A 25,205-nucleotide genomic window follows, 5' to 3' on the forward strand; every position below is an offset into this window, starting at 1 on the left:
CAGAAACTGCGGTGCAGGCATATAGCGATGAAACCATCCGCTGGCACTATGCGAAAGCCACTAAGCCTTTCGACGCGACTTAGGTTTTGCCGCAACATTCTGATCGGGCGACCACAGGCCCGACATCGCAAAAGCAGCATGGATCAACGCAATATGCGATAGAGCCTGGGGAAAGTTCCCCACCATCCGCTTCTCAATAGGATCGTACTCCTCCGACAGCAGCCCGGCATCGTTGCGCAGCGCGAGCAGCCGCTCAAACATCGCCTTCGCATCGGCCTTCCGTCCAATCAGCCACAGATTTGTCACCAGCCAGAAGCTGCAAGCCAGAAACGCACCCTCCCCCCCAGCAAGTCCATCCTTGGTCTTCTTCGTGTCGTATCGCTCCACAAAGCCATCCTTCATCAGCCGCCGCTCGATCGCCTCCACCGTGCCAAGTATCCGCGGATCATCCATCGGCAGAAATCCCACCAGCCCAATCCGCAGACACGACGCATCCAGCTGCTTCGACCCATACGACTGCACAAAGCTGTTCAGCTTCTTATCGAACCCTTTCCTCAGAATCTCCCTATGCAGCATCTCGCGGTTTTTCTTCCACCGCTTCACATCGCCCTTCCCGTCGAACTGCTCATGATGCCTGATCGCCCGATCCAGCGCCACCCAAGCCATCACCTTCGAGTGCGTAAAGTGTTGCGCACCACCACGTGTCTCCCATATCCCCTCATCCGGATTCGGCCACACCTTACACAGATGATCGATTAACGCCGCCTGCACCGAACTAGCCGACACGCGTATCTCCTCCTCGGCCTGCGGAATTCTCGATAGCGCCGAAGACACTTCGCCAAACACATCCAGCTGAAACTGATCCACCGCCGCGTTCCCAATCCGCACAGGCTTCGAACCCTCATAGCCCGGCAACCAGTTCGCCACCCACTCCACCAGCTGTCTCTCCCCGCAGATCCCATAGATCGTCTGCACCTGGTCCGGAGCCCCGGCAATAGCTCGCAGCAACCATCTCCGCCACTCTACCGCCTCGTCCATATAACTGGCCTGCATCAAAATCAGCAGCGTAAACGAAGTGTCGCGCAGCCAGCAGTAGCGATAGTCCCAATTGCGCGACCCGCCAATCCTCTCCGGCAGCGACGTCGTCACCGCCGCCACAATCCCACCCGATGGCCGATACGTCATCGCCTTCAGTGTAATCAGCGAGCGTTCCACCGCCTCGGTATATGGTCCCTTATACGCATTCCTCCGGCTCCACTTCGTCCAGAATCTCTGCGTCTCCCCGAGCGCCTTATCGACAGAAAGCTCACGCGGCAACTTCTCGAGAGACGAAGAGTTGGTCAGCGTAAAACTCATCGTCTCCCCCTTCCGCACCGTGAACTCACTCCGCGTCGTCATCCCCTCCCCACGCAACCGCGCCTTCGTCCTCAGCGTAACCATGTCCGAGCCCGCGATCGCCCGCACTCCATCCTCAATGCGCGTCACCCACGGCACCGTCCTTCCGTAGTCAAAACGAATCGCCAGATCCATCTGCATGGACACCCTGCCGCGAACCCCACGCACGATCCTCACCACATGCGAGTGCTTCTCTCGCGGAGGCATAAAGTCGATCAGGCACACCTCTCCCTCTCGCGTCTCAAACGTGGTCTGCACGATCAGCGTGTGCCCCTCGTACTCCCGCCTGATCGCCTTCACCTTGCCCTTCGGAGCAATCTGCCAGAAGCCGTGATCCCGCGTCCCCAACAGCGCCGCAAAGCACGCAGCAGCAGGAAATGACGGCCAGCAAAGCCAATCGATGGACCCCTCCTTCGACACCAGCGCCGCAGTCTCGCAGTCTCCGATCATGCTGTAGTCTTCAATCCTTGAACCGTGTAGTCCCGCTCCATGAAGTCTCGCTCCATCAAGCGATGCGTGGAGCGCCCCGCGTGGCGACGCCTCATCGACCGCCCCGTGCACCGACCCGGCGACTTTCTTCTTCCCAGCGTCTCTCTTCTTCCGCTCCGCCACAAAACCTCCCGACTCCGGCGTATTCACCCCGCCAGCAACCACATACACCACAACACGCATCTCTCTACCAACGGCTAACGACAGGTAAGATGCACAAAACAATAAATTCAGATCAGGCAAGGAAGTATGCCTGCGAGATCTCCCCGAGGCAACTCACGAGGCAAACTGAAGACAGCGAAAGACAGCGAAAAATCTCTCCCGACCGCCCCCCCGCTCTCGCGCGCTATCAGAATCGGCAGTACACTCACGGCAGCAACACTTCCTCAAACGACAACCAGCTATTCGCAACCTGAGCCACCGCCAACCGAACCGAGAAAGTCCACATCGCACGATGGCCTCCGCAGAGACAAATATCGACCTCACCTCCAACGCCATGCCTGCAACCACAGCGACGACGACAGCGACCACCGCAACACCCGCAACCGCCAGCCTGCTCGTCAGCCTCGTTCCCCTCTCGCAGGAGGCCTTCGAAGCCACCCTCTCAAACCTCGCCCTCGCCTTTCCCAACGACACCGTCCTCGTCGCTACCCCCGACACCGCGCCTCAACTCTCCTCCGGCAGCCCCCTTCGCCTCATCCCCTACACCCCCACCGCCGTCTCTGCGACCCCCTGGGTTCTCACCGCAGCCGACTATCTCAACACCTACAAGCTTGCGCAGGAAAACCGCGTCACCAGCTGCCTTCTTCTCGGCGCCGAATGCCAGTCGCTGCAACCTGAAACCATCCGCGCCCTCGCCAGCTCCACCCTCGCCAACGACCTCTCCGTCGCGCACTACGAGCTCGGCCCCCGCGAAGGTCTCGTCAACTCAGCCATTCTTTACCCCGTCACCCGCGCCCTCTTCGGCACGCGACCCCGCTTCCCCCTCGCCATCGACCTCGGCCTCTCCCTCCGCATGGCCGGCCGTCTCGCCGCCACCGCCCAGCGTTTTACCGCCTCCTCGCAGGACGACTCCTTCCTCTGGCCGCTCGCCGAAGCAGCCACCGCCAACTTCACCATCGCCGAAGTCGAAGTCACCCCGCGCACCATCCCTCAACCCGTAAAACGCGATCTCAACAGCCTCCTCGCCCTCATCGCCGGCTCCCTCTTCGCCGACGTCGACGCCAAAGCCTCCTTCTGGCAGCGCGCCCGCGGCACCCAGCCCGCCCAGCCCCTTCCCCAAACCGCCCACGTCGCAGAGCCGCCGGACACCGCCCCCATGCTCGACGCCTTCCGTCTCGCCTACACCAACCTCCACGAGATCTGGTCCCTCGTCCTGCCGCCCAACTCGCTCCTCGGACTCAAGAAGCTCTCCATGCTCCAGCCCGAAAGCTTCCGCATGCCCGACAACCTATGGGCTCGCATCGTCTACGACTTCATCCTCGCCTACCGCCTCCGCACCATCAACCGCGGTCACCTTCTCGGCGCGCTCACCCCGCTCTATCTCGCCTGGGTCGCCTCTCACCTCACGCTGATCAGCACAGGCACGCCCCCAGAAAAACACATCCAGGATCTAGCCGCAGCCTTTGAAACCGACAAACCCTATCTCGTATCGCGCTGGCGCTGGCCCGACCGCTTCAACCCATAGAAAGAGCACTTCAACAAAAGGCTCTAAGGAACGAACGGGAAATCAACAAAGACCAGCACCCGTAAGGAGACCCTCTCATGTGGCAACAAGTCGAACAGGCACTTCGCCAATCCGCTCAACAGGTCCTCTATAAACTGGCCAGCTTTCTCCCAGCCCTCATCGCCCTTCTTCTCGCCCTCGTCATCATGACCGCCATCGGCATGGGCCTCGCCGCGCTCCTTCGCCGCTCCCTCACCGCCGCCAAGTTCGACGAGCGCCTCGCCCGCAACTCTTCGGCCACCATCTCCGACTGGTCCCCCGCCCACAGCCCGACCGCCCTGCTCGCCCGCGTCGTCTTCTGGGGATGCGTCGCCATCGGCTGCTTCATCGGCATCTCCGCCTTCGACGCCGCCTTCCCCGGCGAATCCCAAATCTCCATCTTCGTTCTTCCCTACCTCACCCACTCCATCGGAGCCGTCCTCCTCCTCATCGCCGGCACCCTCATCGCGCGCTTCCTCGAGCGCTCCGTCCTCATCGGAGCCGTCAACGCCAAGCTCCAGTACGCCCGCTTCCTCTCTCTCGGCATCAAGTGGCTCGTCCTGGTCCTCACCGCCGCCATGGTCCTCGACCACCTCCAGATCGGCGGCGCCGTCGTCGAACTGGCCTTCGGAATCCTCTTCGGCGGCATCGTCCTCACCCTCGCTCTCGCCGTCGGCCTCGGCTCCCGCGACATCGTCAGCCGCTCCCTCGAGCGCAGCGCCGATCTCCGCTCCAACCTAGACCCCATCCCCGGCGACCCCGACTTCAAAGCCACCACCACCTCCGAACCCCTACGCCACTTCTAGCCGCCGTTGCGGTTGCCTTTGTCGTTGCCGTGCTCTTCGCCATCACCCTGAACGGAATGAAGCATCCCACGCACTCCGTTGCCACCCTCACGAAGAGCAACGCATCCAGCTTCCCTCCGAACCGGCACGGGCATACTATAGGTCTTCGTAAATCTCGATAATCACTCGCCATCCAATCCGACCCCTCACATAAATTCATCCCCAAATTTAGAGGACCCTTCAATGGCAACGAAAAAAACCTCCACCCCCCACATCGCAGCCTCCCCCCGAACCACCCTCCCCGGCAGCGAAAAAAAACTCTTCCGCCCCTCCACAGCCGAGCCTGCCACCGAAAAGCCCGCTCCCTCCAGCGGCAAGATCACCGTCTCAGTCATAGTCCGCCGCAAGGCCCCCCTCAAGGCCGCCAACCGCCTCGGCAAGCAGCGCCTCACCCGCGCCCAATACAAGCAAAGCCACGCCGCCGACCCCGCCGCAGTAAAACTCGTTCGCGCCTTCGCCAAAGAGTTCAGCCTCACAGTCGTGCCCGACCCCCTCAGCCTCGAGTGCCGCACCATCAAGCTCTCCGGCACCATGGCCGCCATGCAAAAAGCCTTTGGCGTCACCCTCACCCACACCACCTACGATGGTGGAACCTACCGAGTCCGCCAGGGCAGCATCACCCTCCCCGACGAACTCGTCGGCCCCGTCGAAGCCGTCCTCGGACTCGACAACCGTCCCCAGGCCCAGCCCCACTTCCGCATCGCAGGCCAACACGGCGACCTCGCCGCAAACGCCGCCCAGGCCGGAGGCTTCGCCCATCCCCACACCGTCACACCCCACGCCGCCGCCACCAACATCGCCTACACTCCACCCCAGGTCGCCGCGCTCTACCAGTTCCCCCCGAACGCCTCCGCCGCAGGCCAGACCATCGGCCTCATCGAGCTGGGCGGCGGCTACAAGACCGCCGACCTCACCGCCTACTTCAAAACCCTCAACCAGAAGGCGCCCAAAGTCACCACCGTCTCCGTGGACGGCGGCAAAAACAGCCCCAGCACCGTCAACAGCGCCGACGGCGAGGTCATGCTCGACATCGAAGTCGCCGCCGCCGTCGCCCCCGGTGCCAACATCGTCGTCTACTTCGCCCCCAACACCGACCAGGGCTTCATCGACGCCGTCGCCACCGCCGTCCACGACACCACCAACAAGCCCAGCGTCATCTCCATCAGCTGGGGCGGCCCCGAATCCAGCTGGACCACCCAATCCCTCAACTCCCTCGACGCCGCCTGCCAGTCCGCCGCCGCCCTCGGCATCACCATCACCGTCGCCGCCGGAGACAACGGCTCCACCGACAACGTCACCGACGGCCAGAACCACGTCGACTTCCCCGCCTCCAGCCCCCACGTCCTCGCCTGCGGAGGAACCAAGCTCCTCGGCACCGGCTCCACCATCTCCTCCGAGGTCGTCTGGAACGAGCTCGCCAACAACGAAGGCGCAACCGGCGGCGGCGTCAGCAACTTCTTTCCCCTACCCTCATGGCAAGCCAACGCAGGTGTCCCCGCCCCCACCACGCCAGGCGGAGGCCGTGGCGTCCCAGACGTCGCCGGCAACGCCGACCCCTCCACCGGCTACACCATCCGCGTCGACGGCCAGACCCTCCCCATCGGCGGCACCAGCGCCGTAGCCCCACTCTGGGCCGGCCTCATCGCCCTGGCCAACGCGCAGAACGGAACCTCCGCAGGCTTCCTCCAACCCGCCCTCTACGCCGCCAAAGGCAAAGCCGCCTTCAACGACATCACCTCCGGCACCAACTACCAGGGCACACCCACAGGCTTCACTGCAGGCCCCGGCTGGGACGCCTGCACCGGCCTCGGCTCGCCCATCGGCACAAAAGTCATCACCGTCGTAAACCCATCCACCGGCGCATCAAAAGGCGGAAAAAACAAGGGCAGCAAGAAAAAACCCGTCCGCACGCGCCCCGCACGCAAGCCTCACGCCGTAACCAACCGCCGCAAAGCGGCCGCCGGCAAACGCCGATAGTCTTGGAAGCTGTCCAGAAACTTCCCGTTGGTCGCGAGGGAAGATGACTCCGACCAACGGGAGGACCGGGCGAAGCCGGTATACAAGTCACGAAGTGACCGCCCTCCGCGCAGGAGGCCCGTCCGGCAGGACAGTCTCTTCTTGTTGTCAACCCGAAGGGAATCTGCGGTTGCCTTGCCCTTCGGATTATTGCTACATGTTGTAGAAGAACTCTTCGTAGACCACCTTGCCGTCCGCGACCTTGTACACCGCAACCTCTTCCATCACGAAGCGCCGGCTCTGCGGTTTGAACGTAACATCCAGTTTGAAGGTGCACGCAAAGTGCGACCCCGCAACCAGAGGTCCCTCGACCGTGCAGGAGTGAACCTCATGGTTCGTCGCCCACCACTCGCCCTTCGCCTTCACCGCCGCCAGCCCCTTTGACTCGCGCTCCCCTCCCGGAGGCGCGCCAGCCTCCATGCTCACAATATCGTCGGAGTACAAGCTCGCCGTTGCCTCCTCAAACTTTCCCTCCCGGCAAAGGCTAACCAGCTTATCCGCTAACTCCTGTGTCGTCATAACCTGTGTCTGCGTCGTCATAATGCTTCTCCTTTTTCTAAACTACCGTTCGTCAAACCCGCCAGCATAACCCAGCGGGCCGCATCGCGGGCTTGATCCCATCAGACCGATGCCCTAGTACCCGTAAGACGCAAGGCCCCTCAAAAAGGCCACCCGGAATCCTACAGAATCGTACAGAATCATTCAGACCCCAGGCGGTCTCTCTCCATCCCGCACAACCAGCTATTCGCTTGGATACAACGCCGAGCAAGCCTCCTTCAGCTTCTCCACAGCCGAATCGTCGGCGGTGCTCGTCGTCACAAACGCAAGTCCATGCGGACTCTGCATCCCGCTCACAATCGGCGTCAACAGCCCAAACGCCAGGTCCAGCTGGCCCACAAATCCAGGCGCCGCGCTGCTGCCCGCAACCCCAGCCGAGTAAGCTATCCCAGGAACAAACACCTTCTTGCTGATCTTGTACGTAATGTCCTTCGCAGTATCGCTCACCAGCAGAAACCCATCGGCATCCGGCGTAAACAGCGTGTCATCCACCTGCGGCTGGCCATACGGCGAGCTCAACGGAACCTGCAGCACACGCTGCTGGGGCAACCCCGGATCGCTCACAATCACCAGCTCCGAGTCACCCTGGCTATCCAGCACCAGGTTCCCGCCCGGCGCCGTCGTCATCGAATCCGGATCCTGCAGATTCAACGTCACCGTCTTCCCCGTCAGAATGTCCGTCGCCGCCGCCGTTCCCTCAAGCACCGGCGTCACCACCACCGTACTGCCCACCAGCGTCGCTTGCACAATCGCCGGCTCACTGTTCGGATTGTGCGAAGGATTCGATGCGCTCAGATAAGCCTTCCCGTTGCGAAACGCAATATCGTCGTAGCCCCCGCCAGCCTGCGACGGTGCCGCAAACGAGTACAGCGTCTTCTGCCTCGTCACCGGATCGAACACCACCAGATTCGGATTCGCATCTTCGTTCTGCATCACCCACAGCTTATGCGTATAGGGATTCACCTTCATCCCGTCGTTATGCCCCTTGACCGTAAAGCTGTAGACCTTCTGCCCCGCGCGCGTATACTCCACCACCATATTCGACTTGCCATCGGCGCCCGCCGGGTCGTTGCCATCGCCGTAAGCAATGTAAACATGGTCCTGGTAGACCGCAAGCGAGTCCGGTTTGGTGTACTGCCCCACCACACCGGTGGCGAAAACGCTAAGCGTATAACCATCTGCGGCCAAAGGAGCATTAGCCTGGCCAAACGCCGGGGCAGCGCCAAGCAGCATGGCAATGGACGCAACGGACACAACCAAAGCGTTGCGCGAGATCATCGGAGACAATACGGTAGACATGGTGAAACCTCCTGAATCAATTGGGCGGAAGAGTTGGGAACAGAAGACTGCGTCGAAGAGTTGGGGAACATAAATTTTGAACCGAAGAGTTGCGGAGACGAAACAGCCACTTCAGGCGATACTCCTCCGATGGATGCAAAGCAGTATTACCGCCAGATGAATTCTTCGTGACCCATGTAGTCCTTTCAAAAACTGTGCAAATCTCCCCGGGCCTTCGCCGTTGCCGTTGCGTTTGCCGTTCTTGTTGTCATCCCCGAAGGGGATCTGCGGTCGCTTTCGCAGTTGTCGTTGCTTTTGCTGTTGTCGTTGCCTTTGCTGTTGTCGTTGCCTTTGCTGTTGCCGTTGTCTGTTCTTCGCCGTCATCCTGACCCAGAGCGAAGTCGAAGGGAAGGATTCCGATACATTCCACCCACCCATACCATTCGAGCCTTCCAACCCAGACACTCCAACCGTTGCCGCTCTTTCCCCAAAACAGAAATCGTCACTTCGACCGCACCCACGCAAGTCACATGCGTAAACTAACCCCACCATGAAGCCCCCAGCCCTCACCCTCCTGCTTCTCCTCTCCACCCTCGCCGCAGCGCAGCGCGCACCCCTCATCGGCATCTTCGAATCCACCGCCTTAGGCAACGGAAACAACCAGGGCCAACCCGGTGTCCGCGTCCTCTTCCACCAATCCGGCCGACTATGGCGCTCCTACAACGCACTCTGCCAGGATGAAGCCTGCCTCAAAACCGTCCCCTTCATCTTCCCATCGACCACCGCATGGAACCTCATCAAAGACGGCAGGCCCGTAGCCATGGTCATCGCAAACACTCCCACCGCCTACCGCTTCTACTCCGAGATCGGCGTCCAGGCCATCACCAACCCAGCCGCCGTAGCCCACCTGGAGCCTCGCCCCACACCCGACCAGCCCGACCCACTCCACACCATCCTCGCCACCACCCTCCCCACCCTCAAAGACCCGGACAACTGGCGCCCCGCCGCCTTCTTCCCCCTCGACCTCACCGCCGTCCGGCAAGCCTTCCACAAACTCTACCCCCACCCCAAGAACTGCACGCAAACCACCACCAACGCACCATCGAACTACCACGACTCCACCATCACCGACGACCAGATCGCCCCCGTCTCCTCCTACGTCTCAAACAAAAACTGGCGCATCCTCGAGGTCACCCTCAACGGCTACCTCTGCGACGGCCCACCCGACGACGCCTGGGTCAACCACTGGTTCGCCATCTCTCCCACCGGACAGGTTCAGCACCTGGGCCGCCTCCTGCACTTCGCCGGCGCCGCCGACTTCGCCAACCAGGGCCACTCCGAAGTTCTCTTCCAGATCGAAGGCGGCAACCAAACCGGCTACACCCTCTTCTACGACAGCTTCACCCACCAAACCCAAGCCCCCGTCACCCACCACTAACCCACCGAAAGCCGTTGTCCGTTGTCCCTGTCGTTTGCCGTTGCAGTTGCATTTGCATTTGCCTCTAAATACCCCAAGGCTTCAGCCCTGGGTCTCTAAAGGCAAAAAAGAAAAGGGGCTTTAGCCCCTGGAGAATGCTCTCCTCTCTCAGCCGAGCTCTCGGCTGCCGCTTGTTCCTCCTCCCCAAACGCAAAGCCCCGTCATCTCGACCGGAGCTGTTCAAAGCGAAGCGGGCCACGGTTTCATCGTGGCCCGCTCCTCACACAAAGAGCACTAACCCTTCTCGCCACCCATCAAATGAGTAGCATGCGTAATAGCCGCCCCGGCACGAAGCGCAGCAGCCACCAAAGCCGTCTCAGCCAGCTCCTCCGGAGTAGCCCCCGCAGTCACCGCCCCCGCTCGATGCAACTCCAGGCAATACGGACACTGCGTCGTCAACGCCACCGCCACCGCAATCAACTCCTTGTACTTCTTGGGGACCACCCCATCCTTCATCGCCGCCTTATCGAACGCCCAGAAAGCCTTCGTCGCCTCCGAAGCGCCCTCTGCCAGCGCGCTCAACTTCTTCAAATTCGCCATGTCATACATCGCATCTCTCCCATTCCGTGTGAGATATCTCACGACCGTAGTCTGGCCCACCACTGTCACGCGACTCCCAGCCAGTTTCGGCCCCCATCCCAACCTCGTCAACCGCAAGACACCCAAAGACAGAAACCCAAAGCACCCCGAAGATCTGTCAAACCCCCAAATCGCGAAACCCCGCGCCAATCCAGCGAAATCACGTGGCGTATCAGTTCCTCCCCACCTTCTATAATGGATACAGCGACGAAAAGCAGAACGTCTACCACCGAGGCCGACCCAACACCGCACGCAACCTATTGAAAACAAGTATTTTGCGCGCAACCCATTTGGCTTGAATAGCTTGCAGCGGCACACTCACTGCAAGCCCATCAAACCAAGGGACTTACTCCCAAAATACCCCGAGGGGGGAGGGGGGTACCAGGCCCCCAACGATTCCTCACAATCCGCGAAACTTCGTCTATCCTTATGCAACACCGCTCATGACCAGCCAGCCTCAGATCGTTGGCAACTCCCCCATTCGTAAGGAAGGAATAGCCAAGGTCCTCGGTCGCGCCCGCTACGTCGACGACATCACCCTCCCCGGAATGTGGTTCGGAGCCACCGTCCGCAGCTCCATCCCTCGCGGCCGCATCACCTCCATCGCCTTCGACCCCTCCATCCCCTGGCACGAGTACACCATCGTCTCCGCCGCCGACATCCCCGGCGAAAACTGCATCGTCCACCTCACCAAAGACCACCCCTGCCTCGCCGTCACCCACGTCAATCACTGCGAAGAGCCCATCCTCCTCCTCGCCCACCCCAACCGCTCCGCACTCCCCGCCGCCGTAGCCGCGGTCCACATCACCTACGAAGAACTCCCCGCCATCTACTCGATAGAGGACTCTGAAAAAAAAGAGCAGATCATCTGGGGCGAAGGAGAGAGTGCCAACACCTTCAAGACCTACCTCATGCAGAAGGACCAGAAGCCGATCCCCGACGAGATCTGGCAGACCGCCGACTACATCGTCGAAGGCGAGTACCGCACCGGAGCCCAGGAGCAGCTCTACATCGAGAACAACGGAGTCATCGCCGAGTACGACGCGGTGAAGGGAGTGACGGTACAAGGCTCGATGCAGTGCCCGTACTATCTCGTTCACGCCCTCGAACTGGTCTTCAACCTTCCCGCCGAGAAGTGCCGCGTCATCCAGACCGAGACCGGGGGAGCCTTCGGCGGCAAGGAGGACTTCCCCTCCGTCATCGGCAGCCACGCCGCCCTCCTCGCCATGAAGTCAGGCCACCCCGTCAAGCTCTGCTACGACCGCGCCGAAGACATGGCCGCCACCACCAAACGCCACCCCAGCCGCACCCGCCACCGCACCGCCGTCAGCAAGGACGGCAAGCTCCTCGCTGGCGAGATAGACTTCGCCATCGACGGCGGAGCCTACGCCACCCTCTCCCCCGTAGTCCTCTCCCGCGGCACCATCCACGCCCCCGGCCCCTACCACTGGCCCCACCTCACCGTCCGCGCCAAAGCAATGACAACAAATATTCCGCCCCACGGGGCCTTCCGCGGCTTCGGCGCGCCGCAAAGCATCTTCGCCCTCGAACGCCACATGGACAAGATCGCAAAGGTCGTCGGACTCACACCCGAAGAGTTCCGCCGCCGCAACTTCCTCGCCACTGGCGGCCACACCGCAACCGGACAGCTCCTCAAAGATCCCGTCGATATGCAGCACCTGCTCACCCGAGCACTCGAAGAGTCCAACTACCACGCCAAGCGCGAGCAGTTCGACCGCGACAATCCAACCAGCACCATCAAGCGCGGCATAGGCTTCGCCACCTTCTTCCACGGCGCAGGCTTCACCGGCTCCGGCGAGCGCCGCCTCAACTCCCTCGTCGAGATCGAACTCACCCCCGAAGGCCAACCCCGCCTTCTCGTCTCCTCCACCGAGTTCGGTCAGGGCACCAACACCATCCTCTGCCAGATCGCCGCCCAGACCCTCCACCTCCCCTACGACCAGATCCTCATCGCCCAACCCGATACCGGGCACGTCCCTAACTCCGGCCCCACCGTAGCCAGCCGCACCGCCATGGTCGTCGGCAAACTCGTCCAGCGCGCCGCGCAATCCCTCCTCGCCACACTCGCTCCTCTTTTGTCATCACGCAGTGCAGCGGAGGGACCTGCTGTTGCCTCCGAACTGCCTCACGACTACACCCCCGAAGACTTCCGTCACGCGGCGCTCCACTATCTCGCCGAGCACGGCTCCCTCAAAACTGAGGCCCGCTACCAGTCCCCCGGCGACATCTTCTGGGACGACGAGACCTACAGCGGCGAAGCCTATCCCGCCTACGCCTGGGCCGTCTACGTCGCCGAAGTTGCCGTCGACACCACCACCTACTCGGCAAGCGTGACCAACTTCTACGCCCTGCAGGAAGTAGGAAAGGTCCTTCACCCAATCCTCGCCGCCGGGCAGATCGAAGGCGGAGTTGCCCAGGGCATCGGCTATGCACTCTACGAAAAATGCACCTGGAACAACGGCCATCTTGCCAACAATCAGATGACGAACTACATCATGCCCACCAGCGCCGATGTGCCGCCCATCCACGTCACCTTCGAAGAGATTCCAAGTCCCCACGGAGCCTTCGGCGCCAAAGGCATCGGCGAACTCCCAATGGACGGGCCCGCACCCGCCATTCTCAACGCCATCGAGCACGCCACCGGCATCGCCTTCACCGAAATCCCTCTCCTCCCGGAAGACATCTTCGAGCGCATGACCCGCACTCCCGAAGCAGGCAGCGAATCTCTCGATACCGCAGTTGCCGGCCCAATTTTTAGCGAGGCCACCGCATGAGCGATATGGGGCTCAATATCATATTCGAGATTTACTTCCTAGCCTGTACCACCTATCTGTTCCTGTCGCCGAAGGATCGACAGTTAGCGCGTCTGCGCAAAGCGCGCCCCGACTGGAATGAAGATTTTGTACGTCAATTCTTCATTGTTTCCCGGTTAGCCATGGTCGGCGCAACCGTGTTCTTCACATATCGTCTGCTCCAAAGTCTCCGAGGCCGCGTGCGATGACCCAGATTCACTTCACTGTCAACGGCGAATCAAAAGCTTTAGAAGCTCCGCCCATGAAGCGCCTCCTCGACGTTCTTCGCGAAGACCTTCACCTTACAGGAGCAAAGGAAGGCTGCGGAGAGGGAGAATGTGGCTCCTGCTCAGTTCTGATGAACGGCGATCTGGTCAACTCCTGCCTCGTACCCATCCTGCAAGCCGAAGGGGCACAGATTACCACCATCGAAGGCGTCGCAATCACCGAACAGCTTCATCCCATCCAGCAATGCTTTCTCGAGAACGGAGGAGCACAATGCGGCATCTGCACTCCTGGCATGATCCTCGCCACGCATCACCTACTCAAAAAATATAAGGACCCATCTCTGTTACAAATTCAGGAAGGCCTCTCCGGCAATCTCTGCCGCTGCACTGGCTACATTCGTATCTTCAACGCTGTGCAGGCCGCAGCGTTGGCCGGAGTCGCTGAATAATGCGCTCCAACATCACCCAATACGAGCTCGTCGCCCCAAAATCGCTCGACGCTATTCTTCAGATCTTGGCCGACTCGCCCGATCGATACACGCCCATCGCCGGCGGCACCGAGTTGATGGTAGCGTTAGGCGCCGGGCGTCTTCAGCAAAAAAAACTTATCTCTCTCTGGAACCTTGGAGAGCTTCGCTTCTTTGAAGTCACTCCTGACGCAGTCCACATCGGTGCTGGCGCTACCTTCACGGATATTCGCAATCACCCCGTCATCACCAGTGAACTCTCTCTCCTCTCTCAGGCTGCAAGCTGGACCGGCTCTATTGCGAACCAGAACCGTGGCACACTCGGCGGTAATATCGTCAATGGCAGCCCCGCCGCCGACTCGCCGCCCGCCCTCCTCGCCTACGACGCCACCGTGACTCTGGTCTCCACTCGCGGCAGCCGCACAATTCCCTACCGCAGCTTCCACCTTAGCTACAAAAAAACTGTTCTCGCCCCAGACGAGCTCCTCCACAGCATCACTCTCCCACGTAATTTAATTGGTTACAAAACCTACATCCGCAAGGTAGGGACTCGAAACGCACAGGCCATCTCGAAGGTCGCTATCGCAGCAATCGCCCGCACCAAGCACGGCGCGATCGAAAGCATCCGCATCGGAGCCGCCAGCCTGCGCGAGACTCCTGCCCGCCTCATCGCCACCGAACAGTCTCTCCTCAACCAAACCGTAACGCCTGCCACTATCGCCGCCGCCCGCAGCGCATTACTGAGCGAGACCCTTCCCATCGATGACATCCGCAGCACAGCAAAATACCGCGCTGCAGTTGCCGCCAACCTCCTCGAAGAATTCCTGCACACCCTCTAACACATCCGGAGAGAACCTCTACCCAAACAACGCACGCGCACGTTCCAGATCTTCAATCGTATCCACATCCAACTCTCCGCCGGCCAATGCGACACAAGGCGCCGATCGCAACAGATCCTTTGCGCCGGCATCGCCCCGCAATTTCATCAGATCGTCAAAGGACGAAGCCGGGAAATAAGCTGGAACTCCTCTCCGCCCGGCATACGCTGACCCTGTAACCTCTCCCGAGGCCGACAAAGTTCGCAAGTGCGTAGGCGTTACAGCCGGCATATCACAAGTCATCAACACACAGCCGTCCACATCGCGCAGAGCCCCCACACCGACTCGCACGGAAGCACCCATCCCCTCGTTCCAGCTTTCATTTATCAAAACCTCGGCGTCCCCCAACTCACACGCCGCCTCGATCGATTCTGCCGAAGCCCCCAACACCACGATCACCGGAGAGAATCCAACCTCATGAGCAACCCTCACCGAACGTTCCAACAGATTTTCCGCTCCAACCTTTCCCAGTTGCTTCGGCTCCCCCAGCCGCCTCGAAGCTCCAGCCGCGAGAATCACCGCGCCAATTCGTCTCACGCAACGTCCACCGCACATTGTTTTTGCAGATACCGCGCCGCGCCACCCTCCCCCAGGTGTCTCTCAACCTCCTGCGGCGTCAACCTGCGCGAAGCCCCCAGCTTCCCCATGCAGCACGCTTGCACCTCTGCGATAACCGCCAGAGCGATGGCCTCAGGCCCGTCCCCACCAAGGTCCAATCCCACCGGCGCATAGATCCGGTCACAGCACGCACCGACAGTCCACCCCAACATCGCTGCCGCCTCACTTACCAACAACGAACTCCGGTGCCGCGCCCCCAGCAGACCCAGGTACCTGGGATGCAACGGCAACACCGCCGCCAGCAGTTCCCTGTCCTGCTCATAACTATGTGTCATCAGCACCACTGCATCGTCCTGACGAATCGACCGAACTTCACTCGACGCAGCAGATGCCGCGACTACCCGCTCTGCCTCGGGAAACCGATCCGCGCGAGCCATCTGCGCCCGTCCATCCAGCACTGAGACGCTCCAACCCAGAAGCGCCGCCATGCTCACTACCGGCTTCGCATCATCGCCCGCGCCCAGAACGAACAACCGCTGTGGAGTTGCGATCCGTTCCACAAAAACTTCCGAGTCTGGGTTGTCAATCCCGCCCTTCAGCAGCACGCCAGCTCTCGCCTCGACAAGTTCAAGCTCTGTCAGCCCTTCGCTGGCAAACGTAAATTCCCCGTTGGCAGCCAACACCGCACGTTCCAATCGCCTCCCTACACGTGGCTGCCAGGTCAGCACCATTACCTCGTCCCCTACAAGCGCCCCCTCCAGTGCCGTGAGTACGGCTCGGCACTCAGGAGTTTCGACAGGTTCGATCAGCAGATCGACAACGCCTCCGCACCCTAACCCAAACGGCATCTCCGCCGTATCGTCAAACATCGTCGAGTACCGTTCCAATACAGCGCCGTCCCGAATCAGCCACGCTGCCTTGCGCACGACCTCGGCCTCAAGGCACCCTCCGCTGATCGTCCCGGCGTATTCTCCTTGCTTGCTCAGCAGCAGGCGGGCTCCAGGCCGTCGATAACTCGATCCCTCGGTCCGCACAAGCGTCACCAGAGCAACTGCTCCTCCCTGACGCCACAGCCGAACGATCTGCCGACCTTCTCTCATGCCAGAAGTCCTCTTTCCCTCTACTCTTACTCCCATTCTCCACGCCGCCAGTCTCATCTGTCCATCAAAACGGCAGGCCCAGAGCCCCGGATCACTCCCAGAATGAGCGCTCAAATCGTAAGAATCGCTCCTGTATTTAGGGGTGAACCTTCGCGAAGAAACCGGTGTGTCTTCCGGAGAGACCGTCTCCCTGCTCGCACTCCCGCCGGAGCCTTGCTCTAATCTCACCAAAAACTCAACCGTCCTGAGGCGTCTGCAACTGCCACTTTATAGGTAGTTCCCCCAAACCCTCTATATGCAATACTTTTGGCGCAGGAGACCGGATATCGACCTTCATCGGAGCGGCCACAACTCCGAAGAGCCGTTTTACCTGCTATTTACGCCGTCCGTTCTGATTCACTGCAGCGCGAACCTAGGAGCTTCACCCCATGCATCTCAGCCGTCTCTCTGGTGTCCAGACTCTCTCTGCACTGGTGGTTCTTGTCGCATACGCCATCACTCCGTCTCTAGCGCACGCCCAGGTCCTGACCTTGGTGCAGAGCGGAACTCGATATGCCGGAACCATCACACCGGGGTTCAACGGGGATTTCGGACCGGCGACAACGGTCAGTCTCAACACTCCGTCCTATATCGTCTTCGATTCAAACGGCAATCAATATCTCTCGGATACCCTGAACAACTGCGTTCGCAAGATCGACACCACAGGTTCGATGAGCACGCTGGTCGGACTCGCGGTCTCAGGTAAAGGCGACACCTGTTCCACGGCGTCTAACAGCACCCCGACCCCCGCCCAGGGTCTCTACCAGCCCACGGGCCTCGCCGTAGACAGCGCCAACAATCTCTACATCGCAGATAGCAGTCACAACTGCATCCGCAAACTCGCCTCCGGAGCCTCAGGTGTCGCCTCTCTCACCACCGTCTCCGGCACTTGCGGCTCCGCAGTCTCCGCCACTCCAAACCCCAACGGTCTCGTCCTAGACACCAGCAATAACCTCTACATCGCGATTCAGGACACTGAAGTCCCGGCCACTCTCAGCAACTATCAGGTACTGCTTCAGGCTCCCTCCTCCAGTCTCTGCGTGGTCGCTGGCGCACCCTCCGCACTCGTTCCTACAACCTGCGCGGGCATTGCCGGCAGCGTCGTTCTGAACGCTCCCTCTGGTCTCGCTATTAGCGGAGCAGGAGATCTCTTCATCGCAGATACAGGCAACAACTGCGTTCGTCAGGTCGTCGGTCTCGCAACCTTCCAAACAGCCGTTGGCCAGTGTTCCAATGACAATTCGGGCACGATCGCCACTGGCCTGGACAGACCCTACGGTTTAGCCTTCTCACCCACGCAGTCGCTCTACGTTACCGAGACCAGTCCCGACGTCGTCGTCAGTTACGTCCTTGGCTCAGGCAGCACCACCATTGTCGCGGGTCTACCTAATGGTGCCTCCGGCTCCTACAGCCCGGTTCAGGACGGAACCTCCGCCCTCAACTTCCCTCTTAACGGTCCCCGCGGAATGGCCGTCGACAACCTTGGCAACTTCTCTCTGGCCGACTCTGCCAACAGCATCCTGCGCAAACTAAGCAGCAACATCATCTTTCCCGCTACCCCAGTCGGCAGTCTTAGCGCTGGCCTCCCGGTCACCTTCGCCGTCAACCAAAAGGTGAACCTCACCGTTACGTCGGGGCCAGACTTCAACATCACCACAAATACCTGCACAGGCCTCCATACCCCCGCCGCGCCGGGCACGCCGCCTGTCACCTGCCAGGTCTTTGTGCGCTTCACACCTACTCTTCTAGGTCTGCGCAGCGCCCCCATCAAGCTCGTTGACTCGATCTCCGGGAACAGCATCTCCCAGGGCCTCGAGGGCACGGCAACCGGCTCGCTCGGTGTCTTCACCCCCGGTATCGTCAAGACCGTCGTCAGCGCTCTCACCGCGCCCTCTGCCGTTACGGTTGACCCCGCGGGCAACGCGTACATCCTCGAGACAGGCGCAACCCCCGGCACCGGCAATCTTCTTTTCCTTCCGGTTAGCGGAGGAATTCCATTCCCCATCATTCCGGGAGGCTCCGGTCTACTCACCTCCTCGGCCATCGCGATCGACTCCACAGGCAACTACTTCATCACCGACGCAGTCCACGGCACGGTCGCCCGCTTCGGGGTGGACGGCAGCCTGAACACCAGCTATGTCACCGGACTTAACACTCCCACATCCATCTACGTCGATGGCTTTGACAACCTCTTCATCGCCCAGGCCGGCTCAGCCCACAACGTGATCGAGGTCTTTGCGGGCGGGGGCAGTCGCACTATCGCAGGAAGTGGCAACAATACCTCCGCCGATGGCGTCCTTGCCACCACCGCCAGCTTCGTCTCACCGGGCGGACTTATCCTCGACACCACCGGCATCCTGTACATCGCCGACACTGGCGGCCACCTCGTCTACGCCGTTGATAAGTTTGGCATCATTCATCAGGTCGCCGGCAATGGAACCGCGACGACCACCGTTCCCGGACAAGCCACCGGCACCGCTATCCTCGCTCCCTCTTCCCTCGCCTTCGATGCAGCCGGAGACCTCTACATCGCCGATGCCATCGCCAATCTCGTTTACACCGTCTTCGTCTCTACCACCAGCAACGGCAGCAACATCTCGACCACTCTCGGTACCGGCACCGCAGGAAACACAGGCGACGGCGGCTTCGCCAACCTCGCTCAGATCAATAATCCCGTCAGTATCGCCGTCGAAGGCAACAGCGATCTCTTCGAGGTTGATAACGGAAACGGCGCCGTCCGCGAGATCACCTATCCCAATCCCACCCTTGCCTTCGGCAGTGTAGTGGTCGGCCAAAGCTCCTTCGTTATTCAGCAAACCCTGAGCAACTTTGGCTCGGCTCCTTTCACCCTCAATGGTGCCATTACATCCTCCGACCCGCACTTCACCATCGATTCCGGAACGACCACCTGCGGTACCACTATCATCGCGGGTTCCACCTGTGACCTGGGCTTCGTCTTTACCCCTACAGTCATGGGCTCGCTGACCGCCTCCGTCAGTATTATTTCCAACGCCTACAACAGCCCGCTCACTCTTACTCTCACCGGTACCGGAAAGGTAATAGCGCCGCTTCAGTTCACATTGCCTGCCGAAACGGAGATCTACGGCCAGTCCTTTTCTCAGACCGTCAACGTAACCAACGGCAGTCCCTCTCCAAGCGGCACCATCACCTTTAGTCTCGGCGCGCGAGTCCTGTGCACCGTCACCGCGACATTGGGAGTCGGTTCCACGTGCAACGCACTCAATACCGGCCTTGCAGTCGGCACCTACTCGCTCACCTTCACCTACTCCGGGGATACCAACTACTTGCCAGCCACTGGCAACACAACTCTGACGGTCACCCCCGCCCCACTCACCGTCACAGTCAATAGCGTCAGTCGTCTTTACGGAGCGTCGAACCCCACTTTCACCGGCTCCATCACCGGAGTTGCCTCTGGCGACACCGTCCTCGTCGCCTACTCCAGCGTCGCCACTGCCACTTCTGCGGTCGGCACCTACCCCATCATTGCTACCCTTACCACGGCCGGGACCACAAGCCTCTCCAACTACATCGTCATCAACACGCCCGGAACCCTGACCGTCACTCCGATTCTCATCACCGTCACAGTTCTCAACGTAAGCCGTCAGTACGGCCAGGCCAATCCTCCATTCAACAGCACAACCCTCGGCGTCCTGAACGGCAATACCGTCAGTGGCGGCACCATCAACGGCGACATTCTGACCATCGCCTACTCCTCGCCAGCCACGGTCACCTCATCAGCCGGAACCTATCCCATCAACGCGACCATCGCCGGAGCAAACGCCGGCAACTACGCCGTCACCGTCACTCCCGGAACGCTCACTGTCACGCAGGCGATACTCACCATCACTGTCAGCAACGCAAGTCGAACCTACGGCACAGCCAATCCCGTCTTTACCAGCACCGTCAGTGGCGCTCTCAACGGCGACACCTTCACGAACTCTTACTCGACCACAGCCACCGTTGCATCGCCAGTCGGTTCCTATCCTATTAGCGACACCATCGGCGGCCCCGCAGCCTCCAATTACACCGTTCAGGTCACCCCCGGAACTCTCGCGATCACTCAAGCTTCCGTCACTGTGAACGTAGCGGCTAACAATGCGACACGCACCTACGGCGCAGCCGATCCCACCTTTACCAGCACAGTCACTGGCGCACTCAACGGCGACACCTTCATCATTACCTATGCAACCGTCGACACTCCGACCTCGCCGGTTGGCACTTACACTATCATCCCCACAGTCTCCGGCCCCGCCGCCGCCAACTACAGCACTATCACAACAACCAACGGAACCCTCACCATCAGCCCGGCCACACTTACGGTAACCGCGAACAACGCCACCCGCGTCTACGACACAACGAACCCAGTCTTTACCGGCACGACGACCGGCCTCCTCAAGGGCGACGCGGTCGCCACAACCTACAGCAGCCCCGCAGTCCTCAACTCCCCTGTCGGCACCTACCCGATCATTCCCTCGGTCTCCGGGGCCGCCCTTTCCAACTACTCCGTGAACCTCGTCAACGGCTCACTCGCCATCACGCAGAATCAGGCCGCTCTCGTCATCAACGTCAACAGCGCCAGCCGTCTTTACGGAGCACCAAACCCTGCCTTCTCCGGAACAGTCACCGGCGTTGTCCCCGGAGACGATGTAGTCGTCAGCTACACCACCACGGCCACTCCCGCTTCGCCTGCCGGCCAATACTCCATCGGCGCCAACGTCTCGGGAACCTCCGCCGGCAACTACATCGCGACCATCCACCCGGGCACGCTCGACGTCAGCCCCATCAATACCGTCACCACGGTCACGAGCTCCGGCTCGCCCGCAGCCGCTGGCGCCAACGTCACCTTCACCGCGACCGTTACCAGCACAACCGGTGCGCCCACCGGCACCGTCAACTTCTCTGATGGCGGCAACCTCCTGGGTACCGGGATCATAAACAGCAGCGGTGTCGCCACCTTCTCCACCAGCGCGCTGACCTCAGGCAGTCACACCATTACTGCCAGCTTCCAGGCCAACACCAACTTCGCCACCAGTTCGGCTACCCTCACCCAGATCATCAATGCTCCCGTCGGCAGCTTCACGATCTCCGCCACCCCTCCCACTCAGCTCATTCGCGGTCCCGGTACGACGACCTATCAAGTCCTCCTCACCTCAGTCGGAGGCTTCGCTGGTCAGATCAATCTCTCCTGCTCTGGTCTTCCTGCTGACGCCACCTGTAACTTCGCCAGCAATCCGACACTCACCGCCGGAGGCACTGCCACCGTTGCGCTGACCATCAACACCACCGCAGCCGATGCCAGACTTCGCGATCCATCCATCCCCAGCCTCAATCCAGGGGATCTCGCGCCGATCACCGCTGCCGCAGTCTTCCCAGTCGAGCTCACCGGCCTTGGCATCTTCTTCGCTGGCCTCCGACGCCGCAGGAAGCCAGGTACTCAAGAGATTCGTCTTCTCGCAGTGATCCTCCTCTCCTTCGGTATCCTCGGCCTGGCAGGTTGCTGCTTCAACACCACATTCCAGACCTATACCGTCAGTATCACCGGCACCAGCGCCAGCTCCACGACCCTGGCTCAATCCACCTCGGTCTTTCTGTCCGTCGGAAATTAGCAGCAGTGTCCCGTAATGTCCTGCCAATCTCACAGGGTATACGGAAGAGAAAAATCAGGAAGCACCGCAGTTGGAGGTTTCATCCTTATGCATCTCCGCCCCGTGAGCCCCGATAGATTGAGCTCCCACGCCGTGCGACTCGCCGGCGGCGCCCTTCTCCATTCCGGGATCAGGCTCCTCGTCGCCCTTTGCATCGCAGCTACGCCATTGCCCGCACTAGCGCAGGCTGTCAAAACCGCCTCCACACCGCCTCCCGATTTTTCCCGCTTCGACCTCTACGGCGGCTACGCCTACTTCCATCCCTTCAATAGCGAAATCACCCCTTTTGTCTATCAGCCCATCAACCCCGGCGCCGTTGCAAGCGCCACCGCCTACTTCAATCGCTATCTAGGCCTTCAGGCCGAGGGCAGCTTCTTCCCCGAAGGCCCTAACGATTGCTATTACACCGCCCAGGCCGGCCCTGTACTCCGTTACCAAAAAGGACGCCTGATTCCTTTCGTCCACGCCCTCGGCGGCGGTGCCAGAGCGGGCGGCCCCGCCTTCCAACCCTGCACTTGGGGCTGGGGAGTCACCGCCGGCGGAGGTCTCGATCTCGTCCTGCCAGTCTTCAACAATCACGTAGCCCTTCGCGTAGTCCAGGCTGACTTCAACTACTCCCACGTCGACTACGGTCCAGTCGATCCTGCCCAGGTCACCGGAGGCATTGGCGACATCACCGCTTACCGACTCTCCGCTGGCGTAGTTTTGCGGCTTGGCCAGCAGGCGCCGCCCCCACCCGTCCAGCTCGGTTGCACCGTTCAACCAACGAATGTCTTCCCTGGCGACCCGGTGACCGCCACCGCTACCGCAACAAATCTGGAGCCGAAGAAGAAGCTCTCCTACACCTGGACCGCCAGCGGTGGTGAACTCACCAACAACGAAGCCACCGCCAGCATCAACACCGCGGGCCTCGCTCCCGGCGACTACACTGTCTCCGGTCATGTCAGCGAAGGCAAGCGCCCAGGCGAGAGCGCCAACTGCACGGCCGGCTTCCGCATCCACAATCCCGCACCACCCACCATCGCCTGCTCCGCCAATCCCAGCACTGTCATGCCGGGCGATCCTTCGACCATCACAGCCGTTGCCAGCAGTCTCGAAGGCCTGACACTGAGCTACTCCTACTCTTCAACCGCCGGACAAATCTCCGGAACCACTCCCACCGCCACACTCGTTACAAGCGGTGCTCCTTCAGGCGTCGTCACCGTCACCTGCAACGTCGTCGACGATCTCGGCAAACATGCCTCCGCCGACACCACCGTCACCATTGTCACTCCTCCGCCTCCTCCAGTCCCGAAGGTACGCCCCCTGTGCAGCATCTCGTTTGAGCGCGACCTAAAGCGTCCCGTACGCGTCGACAACGAAGGCAAAGCCTGCCTCGACGACATCGCTCTAACCCTCAACCGCGACACTACCTCCAAGCTTGTAATCGTTGGCAGACACTCCGACGACGAGACACCTGATGCCGCAGCCCAGCGCGACCTCAACGTAGAGCAGTACCTCACCGACGAGAAAGGAATCGACCCGGCACGCATCTCGATGCGCACAAGCGGCCAGCCTGGCCGTATCCTCGACAGCACCCTGGTTCCCGACGGAGCCTCATTCACCCCCGGCGACACCGCGACCTTCGATGCGAGTTCCGTGAAGCGGCAGGGCCAGCCTTACGCTAAGCCAAAGAACACTACGAACCACTAACCAGACGCGATTCGATCGACGTCCTCTCACAAATAAAGGGGAGTTCCAAGGGCTCCCCTTTTCCCTCCCTGAACACGAAACATCCGAGGACAGTCGAACATCATCCTCTCGACCGAAGTAGATCGATACATATCGCGCAACCGTACAGTCGCCGCCCCGCAAGTCGTCTCTCTCCCTCCGGCATTCCAAATTTATTCCGCACGTCAAAGCTGCGGCGAACCCGGTAAGCCAAATCCCCCCGCTTCCCCACTACCTTCGCCAACCGCCACGAGATCTGCTAAACTACCTGAGTCGATACAGCGATCCACCAAGCCCACCCGCGCGCTTGAGCCTTACGGAACGCACTCCTCATCGGCACTCATCGCAGCACATTCGGGGCGTAGCGCAGTCTGGTAGCGCACCTGGTTCGGGACCAGGGGGTCGGAGGTTCGAATCCTCTCGCCCCGACCATTTAAATCAATTACTTAGCTCGCAAATCATTGTGCCAGGTGGCCAAATGACTAGAGCCTTCGTAAAGGGATTCAAATCAATCATCTGCGGATCGATCTTCTCGCCTGGGGGGACACCAATTGGAACTCCAGTTTATTCGACCGAAGGCTTTGAGCCTTCTCGCTTCACGTCAGCATAAATCCTCATAGACGGGTGTGTATTAGATACGTCTATACTCCATTGGCTGTTGTTTATTCTCAAGAATCCACCCGTACGACGAATCGCTGAAACCACTCATCTGTTGCCTTGGATCGCTCGCGTGCACGACGCACTCCGAAACAAATGCGCAGTATCCCGTCCGCGAAGCGAATGTCGAGGCCGGTCTTGTCTTCGCCTTCGCGCTCCAAGCCGTGATCTTCATCTTCGTGATCGTAGAGAGGGGTGCGAGTTGCCGACGAGCACTAGCTTGATACCGAGAGTGTCTTTTAGTTTTTGCAGACTGTTCAAGGCAAGGCAGTGCACTCTTCTCTACGCGGGCTGGCCGTTGGAGTCCTTGTTGAAGTCGATCGAGCAGAAATAGGGAGGTTGCGAAACCGGCACCGCTTAGAAAACATCCGGCATGGACTTAGTCTAAGTATGCCATAAACTATCAACCATAGTTAACTATCTATTCGCTTGCTTTTAGGGTGCAGCATCGAGCAAACCGCCTGTGGTGAATCCGCAATCATATGATGACCATCCGCAAGTTCACCTCGCATGATTTCACGGATGCAAGACCTGATCCTCAGAATACTCTCTGCGGAGCAAGGCGCAACGGCTCACAGAAGCAATTTGCCGCGTGACAATCTGTTGATCTCTGGCGGAACTGGAACAAGCAAGACAACACCACCGACGTCATCGCGGAATTCATTCCCGATTCAGAGCGCATCCTGATCCTCGAATCGCATTATTGTCGGCGAGATTCGTGGTCCGGAAGCGCGCGTCGTCCTTAACA

Annotated in this window: 17 protein-coding genes and 1 tRNA gene; 11 read left to right on the forward strand and 7 right to left on the reverse strand. The window is 60.4% G+C overall.

The genetic code is table 11. From position 1 onward, the window contains the following. Window positions 1–60: 60 nt before the first annotated feature. On the reverse strand, window positions 61–2,067 hold the full coding sequence (locus HDF10_RS16375) for a glycoside hydrolase family 15 protein (protein WP_221271817.1): 2,007 nt from the start codon (window positions 2,065–2,067) through the stop codon (window positions 61–63). A 271-nt stretch (window positions 2,068–2,338) separates the two neighbouring features. Here HDF10_RS16375 and HDF10_RS16380 point away from each other — a divergent pair, with 271 nt between their 5' ends. Together HDF10_RS16380 and HDF10_RS16385 are read left to right on the forward strand one after the other, a co-directional pair. Next, a complete protein-coding gene (locus tag HDF10_RS16380) occupies window positions 2,339–3,571 on the forward strand; it encodes a hypothetical protein (RefSeq protein ID WP_183815277.1) in 1,233 nt (410 codons plus the stop codon). Window positions 3,572–3,648: 77 nt separating this feature from the next. Further along, complete coding sequence (locus HDF10_RS16385) at window positions 3,649–4,395, forward strand: hypothetical protein (protein ID WP_183815279.1); 747 nt, start codon at window positions 3,649–3,651, stop codon at window positions 4,393–4,395. Here the strand turns inward: HDF10_RS16385 and HDF10_RS16390 are convergent. Then, the gene (locus HDF10_RS16390) at window positions 4,392–4,529 is read right to left on the reverse strand and encodes a hypothetical protein (RefSeq protein WP_183815281.1); all 138 of its coding nucleotides are present in this window, start codon (window positions 4,527–4,529) and stop codon (window positions 4,392–4,394) included. The genes HDF10_RS16385 and HDF10_RS16390 overlap by 4 nt on opposite strands. 88 nt (window positions 4,530–4,617) lie before the next feature. Between HDF10_RS16390 and HDF10_RS16395 the strand changes: the two genes are divergently transcribed. Next, a complete protein-coding gene (locus HDF10_RS16395; protein WP_183815283.1) occupies window positions 4,618–6,411 on the forward strand; it encodes a S53 family peptidase in 1,794 nt (597 codons plus the stop codon). Window positions 6,412–6,603: 192 nt separating this feature from the next. Here HDF10_RS16395 and HDF10_RS16400 read toward each other — a convergent pair whose 3' ends face one another. Both HDF10_RS16400 and HDF10_RS16405 read right to left on the reverse strand, forming a co-directional pair. Beyond that, entirely contained in the window at window positions 6,604–6,990 is a 387-nt protein-coding gene (locus HDF10_RS16400) for a nuclear transport factor 2 family protein (RefSeq protein WP_221271820.1), read from the reverse strand. Window positions 6,991–7,191: 201 nt separating this feature from the next. Further along, on the reverse strand, window positions 7,192–8,307 hold the full coding sequence (locus tag HDF10_RS16405) for a hypothetical protein (protein WP_183815285.1): 1,116 nt from the start codon (window positions 8,305–8,307) through the stop codon (window positions 7,192–7,194). Between the two features lie 529 nt (window positions 8,308–8,836). Here HDF10_RS16405 and HDF10_RS16410 point away from each other — a divergent pair. Then, window positions 8,837–9,724 carry a hypothetical protein gene (locus HDF10_RS16410; protein WP_183815287.1) on the forward strand — a complete coding sequence of 296 codons (888 nt, stop codon included), beginning with the start codon at window positions 8,837–8,839 and terminating at the stop codon, window positions 9,722–9,724. Between the two features lie 273 nt (window positions 9,725–9,997). Here HDF10_RS16410 and HDF10_RS16415 read toward each other — a convergent pair whose 3' ends face one another. After that, a complete protein-coding gene (locus HDF10_RS16415; protein WP_183815289.1) occupies window positions 9,998–10,312 on the reverse strand; it encodes a carboxymuconolactone decarboxylase family protein in 315 nt (104 codons plus the stop codon). 473 nt (window positions 10,313–10,785) lie between these two features. Between HDF10_RS16415 and HDF10_RS16420 the strand changes: the two genes are divergently transcribed. Genes HDF10_RS16420 through HDF10_RS16435 form a run of 4 tightly spaced genes read left to right on the forward strand, consistent with a single transcriptional unit; the run spans window position 10,786 to window position 14,688 of the window. Further along, the gene (locus HDF10_RS16420) at window positions 10,786–13,137 is read left to right on the forward strand and encodes a xanthine dehydrogenase family protein molybdopterin-binding subunit (RefSeq protein WP_183815291.1); all 2,352 of its coding nucleotides are present in this window, start codon (window positions 10,786–10,788) and stop codon (window positions 13,135–13,137) included. Then, entirely contained in the window at window positions 13,134–13,364 is a 231-nt protein-coding gene (locus HDF10_RS16425) for a hypothetical protein (protein ID WP_183815293.1), read from the forward strand. Before HDF10_RS16420 ends, HDF10_RS16425 begins: the two co-directional genes overlap by 4 nt. Next, entirely contained in the window at window positions 13,361–13,831 is a 471-nt protein-coding gene (locus HDF10_RS16430) for a (2Fe-2S)-binding protein (protein WP_183815295.1), read from the forward strand. Before HDF10_RS16425 ends, HDF10_RS16430 begins: the two co-directional genes overlap by 4 nt. Beyond that, complete coding sequence (locus tag HDF10_RS16435) at window positions 13,831–14,688, forward strand: FAD binding domain-containing protein (RefSeq protein WP_183815297.1); 858 nt, start codon at window positions 13,831–13,833, stop codon at window positions 14,686–14,688. The genes HDF10_RS16430 and HDF10_RS16435 overlap by 1 nt, the downstream gene beginning before the upstream one ends. A gap of 18 nt (window positions 14,689–14,706) precedes the next feature. Here HDF10_RS16435 and HDF10_RS16440 read toward each other — a convergent pair whose 3' ends face one another. Further along, window positions 14,707–15,264 carry a nucleotidyltransferase family protein gene (locus HDF10_RS16440; RefSeq protein ID WP_183815299.1) on the reverse strand — a complete coding sequence of 186 codons (558 nt, stop codon included), beginning with the start codon at window positions 15,262–15,264 and terminating at the stop codon, window positions 14,707–14,709. Next, window positions 15,261–16,385: an XdhC family protein gene (locus HDF10_RS16445; protein ID WP_183815301.1), complete on the reverse strand. Its 1,125-nt coding sequence runs from the start codon at window positions 16,383–16,385 to the stop codon at window positions 15,261–15,263. Before HDF10_RS16445 ends, HDF10_RS16440 begins: the two co-directional genes overlap by 4 nt. A gap of 428 nt (window positions 16,386–16,813) precedes the next feature. On the opposite strand from HDF10_RS16445, the gene HDF10_RS16450 reads away from it, so the two are divergent. The 3 genes from HDF10_RS16450 to HDF10_RS16460 all read left to right on the forward strand — a co-directional run bounded on the left by HDF10_RS16450 (window position 16,814) and on the right by HDF10_RS16460 (window position 24,232). Next, a complete protein-coding gene (locus tag HDF10_RS16450) occupies window positions 16,814–22,051 on the forward strand; it encodes an MBG domain-containing protein (protein ID WP_183815303.1) in 5,238 nt (1,745 codons plus the stop codon). An 87-nt stretch (window positions 22,052–22,138) separates the two neighbouring features. Next, complete coding sequence (locus HDF10_RS16455; protein ID WP_183815305.1) at window positions 22,139–23,782, forward strand: OmpA family protein; 1,644 nt, start codon at window positions 22,139–22,141, stop codon at window positions 23,780–23,782. Between the two features lie 373 nt (window positions 23,783–24,155). Beyond that, window positions 24,156–24,232 (forward strand) — tRNA-Pro (locus HDF10_RS16460). Window positions 24,233–25,205: the final 973 nt, after the last annotated feature.

This window comes from Tunturiibacter empetritectus (assembly GCF_014201375.1).
GTDB classification, from domain to species: Bacteria; Acidobacteriota; Terriglobia; order Terriglobales; family Acidobacteriaceae; genus Edaphobacter; species Edaphobacter lichenicola_D.

What these genes read in the sequence shown, in the direction of transcription:
- HDF10_RS16395 (WP_183815283.1), top strand. Translation starts at nt 4,618, where the DNA reads ATGGCAACGAAAAAAACCTCCACCCCCCACATCGCAGCCTCCCCCCGA.
- HDF10_RS16415 (WP_183815289.1), bottom strand. Translation starts at nt 10,312, where the DNA reads ATGTATGACATGGCGAATTTGAAGAAGTTGAGCGCGCTGGCAGAGGGC.
- HDF10_RS16400 (WP_221271820.1), bottom strand. Translation starts at nt 6,990, where the DNA reads ATGACGACGCAGACACAGGTTATGACGACACAGGAGTTAGCGGATAAG.
- HDF10_RS16445 (WP_183815301.1), bottom strand. Translation starts at nt 16,385, where the DNA reads ATGAGAGAAGGTCGGCAGATCGTTCGGCTGTGGCGTCAGGGAGGAGCA.
- HDF10_RS16425 (WP_183815293.1), top strand. Translation starts at nt 13,134, where the DNA reads ATGAGCGATATGGGGCTCAATATCATATTCGAGATTTACTTCCTAGCC.
- HDF10_RS16380 (WP_183815277.1), top strand. Translation starts at nt 2,339, where the DNA reads ATGGCCTCCGCAGAGACAAATATCGACCTCACCTCCAACGCCATGCCT.
- HDF10_RS16405 (WP_183815285.1), bottom strand. Translation starts at nt 8,307, where the DNA reads ATGTCTACCGTATTGTCTCCGATGATCTCGCGCAACGCTTTGGTTGTG.
- HDF10_RS16375 (WP_221271817.1), bottom strand. Translation starts at nt 2,067, where the DNA reads ATGCGTGTTGTGGTGTATGTGGTTGCTGGCGGGGTGAATACGCCGGAG.
- HDF10_RS16450 (WP_183815303.1), top strand. Translation starts at nt 16,814, where the DNA reads ATGCATCTCAGCCGTCTCTCTGGTGTCCAGACTCTCTCTGCACTGGTG.
- HDF10_RS16385 (WP_183815279.1), top strand. Translation starts at nt 3,649, where the DNA reads ATGTGGCAACAAGTCGAACAGGCACTTCGCCAATCCGCTCAACAGGTC.
- HDF10_RS16455 (WP_183815305.1), top strand. Translation starts at nt 22,139, where the DNA reads ATGCATCTCCGCCCCGTGAGCCCCGATAGATTGAGCTCCCACGCCGTG.
- HDF10_RS16410 (WP_183815287.1), top strand. Translation starts at nt 8,837, where the DNA reads ATGAAGCCCCCAGCCCTCACCCTCCTGCTTCTCCTCTCCACCCTCGCC.
- HDF10_RS16430 (WP_183815295.1), top strand. Translation starts at nt 13,361, where the DNA reads ATGACCCAGATTCACTTCACTGTCAACGGCGAATCAAAAGCTTTAGAA.
- HDF10_RS16420 (WP_183815291.1), top strand. Translation starts at nt 10,786, where the DNA reads ATGACCAGCCAGCCTCAGATCGTTGGCAACTCCCCCATTCGTAAGGAA.
- HDF10_RS16390 (WP_183815281.1), bottom strand. Translation starts at nt 4,529, where the DNA reads ATGCCCGTGCCGGTTCGGAGGGAAGCTGGATGCGTTGCTCTTCGTGAG.
- HDF10_RS16435 (WP_183815297.1), top strand. Translation starts at nt 13,831, where the DNA reads ATGCGCTCCAACATCACCCAATACGAGCTCGTCGCCCCAAAATCGCTC.